Source organism: Clostridioides sp. ZZV15-6383 (genome assembly GCF_020657735.1).
GTDB lineage: Bacteria > Bacillota > Clostridia > Peptostreptococcales > Peptostreptococcaceae > Clostridioides > Clostridioides difficile_D.
In genome coordinates this window covers 1-9855 of sequence record NZ_JAGWCV010000084.1, presented here as the reverse complement: position 1 = coordinate 9855, position 9855 = coordinate 1, and the positions used below count along the sequence as shown (strand labels likewise).

At 25.7% G+C, this 9855-nt stretch carries 7 protein-coding genes; all 7 read left to right on the top strand.

The features are described from left to right. Positions 1 to 318 precede the first annotated feature (318 nt). The 7 genes from KGF42_RS17940 to KGF42_RS17910 all read left to right on the top strand — a co-directional run bounded on the left by KGF42_RS17940 (position 319) and on the right by KGF42_RS17910 (position 9590). A complete protein-coding gene (locus KGF42_RS17940) occupies positions 319 to 1167 on the top strand; it encodes a diguanylate cyclase domain-containing protein (protein ID WP_227821578.1) in 849 nt (282 codons plus the stop codon). Further along, positions 1157 to 2812 (top strand): polysaccharide deacetylase family protein, encoded by a 1656-nt coding sequence (locus KGF42_RS17935; protein WP_227826814.1) that lies wholly within the window; start codon positions 1157 to 1159, stop codon positions 2810 to 2812. The genes KGF42_RS17940 and KGF42_RS17935 overlap by 11 nt, the downstream gene beginning before the upstream one ends. Before the next feature lie 48 nt (positions 2813 to 2860). Continuing rightward, the gene (locus KGF42_RS17930) at positions 2861 to 4117 is read left to right on the top strand and encodes a glycosyltransferase family 2 protein (protein ID WP_227826813.1); all 1257 of its coding nucleotides are present in this window, start codon (positions 2861 to 2863) and stop codon (positions 4115 to 4117) included. 21 nt (positions 4118 to 4138) lie between these two features. Further along, entirely contained in the window at positions 4139 to 6220 is a 2082-nt protein-coding gene (locus KGF42_RS17925) for a cellulose biosynthesis cyclic di-GMP-binding regulatory protein BcsB (protein WP_227826812.1), read from the top strand. Between the two features lie 36 nt (positions 6221 to 6256). Next, entirely contained in the window at positions 6257 to 7342 is a 1086-nt protein-coding gene (locus tag KGF42_RS17920) for a glycoside hydrolase family 113 (protein WP_227821574.1), read from the top strand. Positions 7343 to 7399: 57 nt separating this feature from the next. Then, a complete protein-coding gene (wecB, locus tag KGF42_RS17915) occupies positions 7400 to 8524 on the top strand; it encodes a non-hydrolyzing UDP-N-acetylglucosamine 2-epimerase (protein ID WP_227821573.1) in 1125 nt (374 codons plus the stop codon). 91 nt (positions 8525 to 8615) lie between these two features. Then, positions 8616 to 9590 (top strand): glucosaminidase domain-containing protein, encoded by a 975-nt coding sequence (locus KGF42_RS17910; RefSeq protein ID WP_227821572.1) that lies wholly within the window; start codon positions 8616 to 8618, stop codon positions 9588 to 9590. Positions 9591 to 9855 lie beyond the last annotated feature (265 nt).

The window sequence follows — 9855 nt, the reverse complement described above, 5'->3', positions numbered from 1 at the left end:
TTTAAGTTCTTTGCTATATTTTTTGTGTTTTTTAGACATAGAAAAACCCCCTTAGAGTATACACTTTTTAGACCTATTATAATGGCCTTTTATTTAAATGTCTACTATAAGGGGATTATACTAAAATTGAGATAAGCCTTTTTTCATTGTTGAAATGATGAAAATATATTTGATTTCATAATTTTTTTATTAAGTTATATTCATATGTAATTTGACTAGTCTTTTAATAAGTGAAAACTTATTTGTATAAGGAATTTAATAATAATTAGAAAAAATGGGCAACTTAATAGAATAGTTGGAGGTGTGAACTTATAGAAAATGAATAGGATAAATAAAAAAATAGATTTATTAATATTAACTTTACTTGTTTTCATATTTTTAATTGTTGGAATAGTAATACTATCAATTAGGACAGAAAATAAACTAAATGTGTTTATAATGTTAGCAATAATTTTTTTCATAATAATGTTAACTTATTTATCAAACTCAATAGTAGGATTGATAACAAGTTCAATAATTATATTTATGTATACATCCTATATTTTATATAACAATATTACTCACAATATGGATGTTGAGTTTATATCATATATGTGGATAATAGCAATACCAATATCTTCAATTATAATGGGCAATTTAAATAAAAATATAAACGAATTACAAGATACAAATACAAAACTGTCCAAACAGTACAAGGAATTAGTTACTATTGATAGTGAAACTGGACTTAGAAATTTAAAAATTTTTTATAATGATGTAAATATGGAGATAAGTAAATCTATTAGACATAATACTAATTTTTCTCTTATGATAGTAAAATTGCCGTATTACGGAAACCTACAGACTATATTTGGTGAAAATAAAACTAATAAAATAGTAAAATATATTAGTTCAAATATTATAGAATGTACAAGAAATGAGGACATAATCTATAGCTTACAAAAAGATATGATAGGGATACTAATGCCAAATACATCTTTTGAAGGCTCAAAAGTTGTAAAAGATAGAATAAAGAAAAGAATAAAAGATTTAAATTTAGATTTAAATAATAGAGGAAAATATGTAAATATAGATGTAAAAATTGCATTTTTAGAATATAAGGATATATTTGGAGATAGTATAAATTTTAAGAATGTAGTTGAAGAGGAACTACAATATGATGTTTAAAACATTCAATAAAATTCTATCAAAATTAGTAACTGCACTATTAATAGGAATAATAATATCAAACTTTAACCTACCTTCATATGCAGCACAAATTACTTCAAGTACAGATAAGGTATTAATCATATATGATTCTAAGAAAGAAACAGCTTATAATAGAGATATTTTAAAGATTATGAGGACTCTATTGGGAAGATTTAGTTCAGATATCGAGTTATTACAATTAAGTAGTTATGATAAAGAAATAAATAAAAATTATTACAGTCATATATTTATTGTAGGAATTAACGAAAATTCGTATGGTAATGATAAAAAAACTAAAGACTTGATTAGTTCATTAGATTTATACAAAGGAACTATATGTTGGTTGGGATATGGCATAGAAAATCTTTTGGAATATAAAAAATACAATTTAGACTATCTGGGAAAAACAAATAATATAGTTAGTGTAAATTATAAAGGTAAGTCGTATAATTTGGATGAACATTATGTTTTTAACATTGTAGAATCAAAAGATACAAGTAATAAAGTAATAGGAAGTATTGATGATACATTAAATAAGTATCCATATATAATAAATGATAAAAATCTTTTTTATGTATCGAAATTGGATTTGGATGGTGTCTTATTTTATATATTTTGCGATTCACTGAACGATATTTTTAATGTTAAAACGTTTAATAAAGGAAGTATATTTGTAAGGATAGAAGATGTACATGCTTTCAGAGACCCAAAAGACCTTGTAAAGATAGCTGATTATTTAAGTAGTAAGAATATACCATTTACAATTGCATTGATACCAGCTTATGTAAATCCTAAAATAACCACTTTATCGGAAAGCCCTGAAATTGTCAAAGCAATAAAATATATGCAAGATAAGGGTGGTACTGTGATATTGCATGGATATACTCATCAATACAAAAAAGAAGCGATTTCTGGAGAAGGATATGAATTTTGGGATGGTAAAAAAGATGCGCCCTTAAAAGAAAATATGAAGATATTTGTAAAAGATAGAGTTTTGAGTGGTCTTAGAATATGTATAGAAAATGGAATTTATCCTCTTGCATTTGAGGCACCACATTATGCAATGGAATCAGATGGATATAGAGAATTAAAAAAATATTTTTCTACTTATATGGGTCAACATCAAAATAATGATAAAAAATTTAGTACAAATACATATCCTTATGTTATTAGAGATACAGAAGAGTTTAATGTACTTATACCTGAAAATTTAGGATATATAGACCCAGAAGATAAGCTTACTTTTCAAAATATAAAAGAAAATTTGGACAAAGTATCCATTGTAAGAGGTTTTAGTGGAGGTTTTTTCTTTCATTCATATTTGAATATAGAGTACCTAAAAAACACGATAGAATATTTAGAAAAACAAAATATAGAATTTATGGATTTAAGAGATTTTGATAATTGGGTAAAAGTTGATGAAGTACAAATAAGAAATAATGGAGATAAAATTATAGTTAGCTATGATAAGGATTTAGAAGAAAATACTGAAAGTGAGATTAGATTTAAATCTATATCCAATATTAGTAAAATTTTGATATTGATAGTATCTTTAAGTGTTTTAATATTTGTGATTGTATTTATATATTTTAAGAAAATAGATAAAAAGAAATTTTTAAAATAAATGATTTTATATTAGAATCAATATTTTAAAAGATTTTAGGAGAACTTTATGAGAGATTTAAATATATCAGAGTGTTTGTTCATATTTAGTTTGTTTAGTATATGGTCTTTATTGCTCATAAACATTGTTTTGGCTATGGGTGGATATATATTTTACTTTAAAAACTTTGATAAAGAAGTAAAAAAAATTGATGAATATCCTATGGTATCAATACTTGTTCCTGCTCATAATGAAGCTAAAGTGATAGGAAGAACTGTGGAATCTTTATTATTACTCAATTATCCTAAGAATAAAATGGAACTTATCGTTATAAATGATAATTCATCTGATAATAGTAAAGAGATTTTAGAAGACATAAAGAATAAGTATGACAACTATAATTTTACCATAATAAATACAGATAATTTAACTGGAGGAAAAGGAAAATCAAATGCATTGAATATTGGATATACAATTTCAAAAGGAGAGTTTATAGCAGTTTACGATGCAGATAACACACCAGATAGAAATGCGCTTAGATATTTAATACAAATCATAGTAATGGATGATAAATTAGGTGCTGTTATTGGAAAATTTAGAACTCGAAATAAAAATAAAAATCTATTAACTAAATTTATAAACATAGAAACATTAAGTTTTCAATGGATGTCACAAGCTGGTAGATGGCAACTATTTAATCTATGTACAATACCAGGAACTAACTTTATATTGAGAAGAAGTATCATAGAAGAAATTGGAGGATGGGATAGTAAAGCAATTGCAGAAGATACAGAAATCAGTTTTAGGATATATAAATTGGGATATAAGATAAAGCTTGTACCACAATCTATAACATGGGAACAAGAACCAGAAACTGTTAAGGTATGGATAAAGCAACGTACTAGATGGGCGAAAGGGAATATATATGTCTTAATGAAATATATAAAAAATATATTTAAACAGGGAAAAAATAAGATTGTATTTGATATAGCCTACTTTTTTTCTGTATATTTTTTATTTTTGACATCTATTATTATATCAGATATTTTATTTGTTTTAAGTATATCTAAGCTAGTAGAGATTTCTATTCCAATTAACTTTTTTCTAATATGGATACTATCTTATCTTTTATTTATTATAGAAGTGAGTATAAGTCTAACTATAGAAAAAGGTGAAGCAACAATTGAAAATATATTCATAGTTGCAATCATGTATTTTACATACTCTCAACTGTGGCTGTTGGTTGCCATAAAAGGAATGATAGAGTATTTAAAAGATGTAATTTTTAAAAGAGAAGTTAAATGGTATAAAACAGAAAGATTTTAATTCATGTACAGGAGGACTAACATGAAAAGGTTTGTTATATCAATTATATCTTTAGTATTGTTTTTTTCAAATATATCACTTACAAATGAAGTAAATGCGGATGAAACTAAAGTTAAAAATTATAAGTTTGAAAGAGACATCACTATTGATGGAGTTATAGGAAGTAATAGTACCTTCTTTGAGGTAAATAAAAATTGGGATATTGAAGAAGTCTTATTACATCTTAATTTTAGTAAGAGTCAAATATTAAATGGAAATGTTTCAAGTTTAACTGTTTTGATAAATAATGTACCAATAAAATCTATTAAATTAAATGCTAAGACAAACTATAAAAATACACTAGAAGTATTAGTTCCAAAAGATTATATAATTCAAGGCTATAACGAAATAAAAATAAAAGCATATAAAACAATATCTGATAAAATTTGCCAAGATGATTCCAATACTGGAAACTGGTTGGTTATTCACAAGGAATCATATACATCAATTAGATATAAGCAGAAAAAGATGGGAAATTCAATAAATGAATACCCATATCCATATGTAGAAATTGAAGATAATCTTAAGTTAGATACAACTATGGTAGTACCAGATAATATGACTAGAGGAGAGTCTACAGCTGTATTCAATTTAGCTTCAGATTTTGGAAAAATAACAAAAAACGATAATTTAAAGTTTGATGTTAAATTATATTCAGAAATGAAAAATTGGTCAGACGATAATATTATATATATTGGTAAACCTGAAAATACAGCAGAAGAAATCTTGGATACTTTAAGTACAAAGGAACAAACCCTATTATCTTCAAACTGTCTAATCAAGCAAGTAGATTCACCATACAATAAGAATAAGAAGATGATGGTGGTACTTGGTAGTAATGAAGAAAATTTAATAAAGGCATCAAATTTATTAATAGAAAATAGACTTTCTAATCAAGTTTTATCGTCATCAATACTTGTAAACAAAGACACCAATATAAAAATCAATAGGGAACAAGAACTAAATTTAGGCCATTTAACATTAAAGGACTTAAGATATTCAGACTTTTTGCTGGAAGGAGCATTTAATCAACAAGCTTTGTTTGATGTCAAAATACCAAAGGGTAAGGTATTAGATAATGGTTCAAAGATTGTCTTGAATTTGAGATACTCTGACAATTTAGACTTTGAAAAATCATTAGTTACAGTATCTATAAATGATGTTGTCGTTGGAAGCAAAAAACTTGATAGGTCACATTCTAATAATGATAAGTTAGAATTAAAGATACTTAAAGATATAGATAATAAAAACTATTATCAAGTTAAGTTATCCTTTAATTTGAGTATAAAAAATTCGAATTGTATTACAAGGGAAAGTAATAGTCCTTGGGCATATGTATTAAATAGCTCTTATTTGGAGTTATCTACAAAAGAAAATGAATCTTTGTCTTTTGAAAATTATCCATATCCATTTGTTAGAGATGATGAGTTTAACGATTTAACTGTGATAATGCCAGATTATTCAGGTTCACAAGCTATGACTTGGATGTCTAGACTAGGTGTTAATTTAGGTGCAAATATAAATTCTCATAAAGGTAAGATAAATGTAATTAGAGGGAAAGAGTTTAATGACAAATATAAGGATACCAATATTATAGTTTTTGGAGTACCACGTAATAATTCTGTTATAAAGAAGTTAAACAATAATTTAAATATAAAGTTCAACAAAAGTTACTCCAACTTTTTATCGAATGATAAGATAAGCTTTATTGATGATTATGGAAAAAATATTTCTGCAATTCAATTGATAAAATCTCCTTTTAATAATCAAAAAGATATTATGGTAATTAGTTCAATAAATGAAAAAAACTTATATTTAGGAATGGATTATTTATTGAATAAAAGTAAAGTTAATGATTTAAAAGGAGATACATTAACGATTGATGAATATGGAGAGGTAGAAGATTTAGCTTATAATGTAAAAACTAATAAAGAAATAGAGGATTCAAGCAGTAATATCAGTATAAATAAGACAACCAAAGTATTTTTAATGATTTCTTTTATTACTATAATTGTAGCCATAATATTGTCAATGTTATATATGAAAAAATATAAAAGAAGATAATATGATAAATCTAGTATTTTAAAAGAGGTATATAATTTGAAGAAATATATAAATAAATTTAAATTAAAGAGAAATATTTTAATCTCAGTAATGGTCTTAATTTTTATATTTATAATTTACTTTATAAGTGCTGAGTTAAAAGATAGAAGTATAATAAATAACCAATATAATGGTAAGATTAAGTCGGCCAATTTATCTGTAGATTATGAAATAAATCAAGTTATGAAGGATATAGATAAATTAGGATTGAATACAGTAAATGTACCTGTAATTATAAATGTAGATGATATTAATTCTGACATTATGTCAATAGATAATAATAGCAAAGATAAAGCAATTAAGCTAATAAAAAAATTAAATAGAAAAGGTATTTCAACAATATTAGAAGCATATCCATGGATAGAAAATGGAAAGTTATATGAGACTGACTGGAACCCTATAAATAAAAAGAGGTTTTTTTATACATGGCAAAATACTATATTAAATGAACTTATAATTGATGTAGCAAATCCCCTAGATGTAAATGTTTTGAATGTTGGTTCTAACTTTGTACACTTAGAGGAATATCAGCAAAACTGGAGTGAAATAATAGATTTTGTACAATCTAAATTTGATGGTCTTGTAACATACAGAACTAATTGGTGGTATACAAAAAAAGACGATTTAAATAGTAAGTTTTCTTATGAACAAAAACTAAATAATAAATTCTTTGATAAGTTAGATTTTATATCTATTGCAGCATATTTTGAATTAAGTAATAAATCTGTTAATACAGTGGATGAATTGATTTCTGCTTTGTATTCATCCACCGTAAATAATAGAGGGCAAAATATAAAAGAAGAAATATATAATCTCTATAAAGTTCATGGGAAACCAATATTTTTTGGAGAATTAGGTTTTTCAAATAGAGAAAATGCTAGTTCTCAACCATGGAATCATATTCCCTCAAAAGTTATAAATGGTGAAGAACAAGCAAGATGTTTTGAGGCGTATAAAAAAGTTTTTGAAAATGAAGACTGGATAAATGGTTTTTCTGTGTTTTGTGTAGGGAAAATAGATAAAGAAAAAAATTTTTATCCATCAAAAGAGAGTATAAAGGTTATTAAGTCTTGGTATGAATAGTCTTATTATATAAATGTAGCATTTATAGAAATTAAATGATGATTAGGAGAGATATAAATGAATGACATCAAGGTTATAACTGTATTTGGAACTAGACCTGAAGCTATCAAATTAGCTCCATTAATAAAAGAACTTGAAAAAAGAGCACACATAAATAGTATTGTATGTGTTACAGCTCAACATAGAGAAATGCTTGACCAGGTTATAGAAACTTTTAATATAAATGTAGACTATGATTTAAATATAATGGAAAAAGGACAAAGTTTAAATGATATAACTTGCAAGGTTTTAAATAAACTTCCATTGATTATAAATAAGGAAAATCCAAATATAATATTAGTTCATGGAGATACAACAACAACTTTAGCTACTAGCTTGACTGCATTTTATAGTAAAACTCCTGTTGGTCACATAGAAGCTGGACTTAGAACATATGATAAGTATTCTCCATTTCCTGAGGAATTAAATAGACAACTCACAGGTATTATTGCTGATATGCACTTTGCTCCTACTAATTTGGCTAGAAATAACTTGATTTCTGAAGGAAAGCCAGAAAATAGTATATTTGTAACTGGAAACACTGCAATTGATGCTTTAAAGATGACAATAAAAGAAGATTATAATCATCCTATAATTGATGAGATTGGCAATGATAGGATGATTTTATTAACCTCTCATAGAAGAGAAAATTTGGGTAAGCCTATGAAAAATATATTCAGAGCTGTAAAACGAATAGTAGATGACTTTAAAGATGTACAGGTAGTCTATCCCATACATTTAAATCCTGAAATACGAAATATAGCTGATGAAGTATTTGGGAAATCTAATAAAAGAATTCATATTATAGAACCTTTAGAAGTAGTTGATTTTCATAATTTTTTAAATAAATCTTATATGATAATGACCGATAGTGGAGGAATACAAGAAGAAGCTCCATCATTAGGTAAACCAGTTCTTGTTTTGCGTGATAAGACAGAAAGAACTGAAGGGGTTGAGGCAAAGACACTTAAGTTAGTAGGCACAAATGAAGAACGAATATATAACTCAGTGAGCAGTTTATTAATAAAAAAAGAGAGATATATTCAGATGAGTAAAGCATCTAATCCATATGGGGATGGATATGCAAGTAAATATATAGTGGATATAATAACTAAAAAGTTTAATTGTAAATATTTAAATTAGTTTTTATTTATTTTATAATGTAGAATTAAAGTTATCAGACACTTGATGTAAAATTTTTGATAAGATAATATCATTGTTAAGGGGGAATAAGATGGCTAGAAAATGTATAAAAAATTTAGGTAAAAGCAAAAGTATAAAAAGAGCAAAACTTTTATTTAAGAAAATTTTTATTACTGTATTTATAATAGCAAGTATAGTTGCTATTTTTAATATAACAAAATATTTTGAGGAATTATATAAAATAAGAGATATAGAAAGCAATAAAATTGAATATTATATGGATGTAGCTGACGAAGCAGGAGATGGAAAAGTACAGTTAAGTTGGAAGGCCTTACTTGCTATAGATATGGTAATACATGATGAAGATTTAACCAATATAAAAAAGAAAGACACATTGGATATAGGAGAAAAGTTTATAGTAGAAGATAAAAATGATAAAGGCGAAAAAGTGTATAAGGTAAAAAAGTTTAATAAGGTATTAAGTGAATTGAGATTTGACTCTTCTCAAAAAAGTAGAGCGAGAAAATATATGAAGGATTTGGAGTACACATACCTTGGAAATAAACAATTAGACAGTAGTGATGAAAAAATTAAATTTATAAAGAAGTTAGAAGACTCAGCTATAAGAGAATATGTTGATTATGGAATATTGCCATCTATAACAATTGGACAAGCTATATTAGAATCTGGATGGGGAAATTCTAAGCTTACAAAACAAAGTAATAATTTATTTGGTATAAAAGCAGATAAAGCGTGGAAAGGAAAAAGTGTAGAAATTTCAACTTCAGAACATTATAATGAGAAAATTGTAGCGAGTTTTAGGTCGTATAACTCATTACAGGACTCTGTAAAAGACCATAGCTTGTTTTTAGTTAATAATAAAAGATATAGAAAACATGGTTTATTTGAGGCTAAAGATTATATTAGTCAAGCACAAGCATTAGAAAATGCAGGATATAGTACAGCTGAAGATAAAAAAGGAAATCGCATATATGCAGAGCTATTAATAGAAGTTATCAGAAGCTATAATTTGCAACTGATAGATAATAAAGTAGAAACAAAATAACTATTCACTTCATATGAAGCCATAGTAAGATAAGATTGTTTTCTACAAAAGAATAGAAAATTTGTAAAAAAAACTAAAAAAATGTATTGACTTGTTATTTAAAAGGTGATATTATTATTACTGTACTCGAAAGAGAACAAAATGAACTTTGAAAATTAAACAGTAGGTTAATTTATAAACAAGAAACAAACCATAAAGCCAGATATTTTGATAACAATAGTATCTGAGCCTGATAAACTTTTATTTGAGAGTTTGATCCTGGCTC

What these genes read in the sequence shown, in the direction of transcription:
- KGF42_RS17930 (WP_227826813.1), top strand. Translation starts at nt 2,861, where the DNA reads ATGAGAGATTTAAATATATCAGAGTGTTTGTTCATATTTAGTTTGTTT.
- KGF42_RS17935 (WP_227826814.1), top strand. Translation starts at nt 1,157, where the DNA reads ATGATGTTTAAAACATTCAATAAAATTCTATCAAAATTAGTAACTGCA.
- KGF42_RS17925 (WP_227826812.1), top strand. Translation starts at nt 4,139, where the DNA reads ATGAAAAGGTTTGTTATATCAATTATATCTTTAGTATTGTTTTTTTCA.
- KGF42_RS17940 (WP_227821578.1), top strand. Translation starts at nt 319, where the DNA reads ATGAATAGGATAAATAAAAAAATAGATTTATTAATATTAACTTTACTT.
- KGF42_RS17910 (WP_227821572.1), top strand. Translation starts at nt 8,616, where the DNA reads ATGGCTAGAAAATGTATAAAAAATTTAGGTAAAAGCAAAAGTATAAAA.
- wecB (WP_227821573.1), top strand. Translation starts at nt 7,400, where the DNA reads ATGAATGACATCAAGGTTATAACTGTATTTGGAACTAGACCTGAAGCT.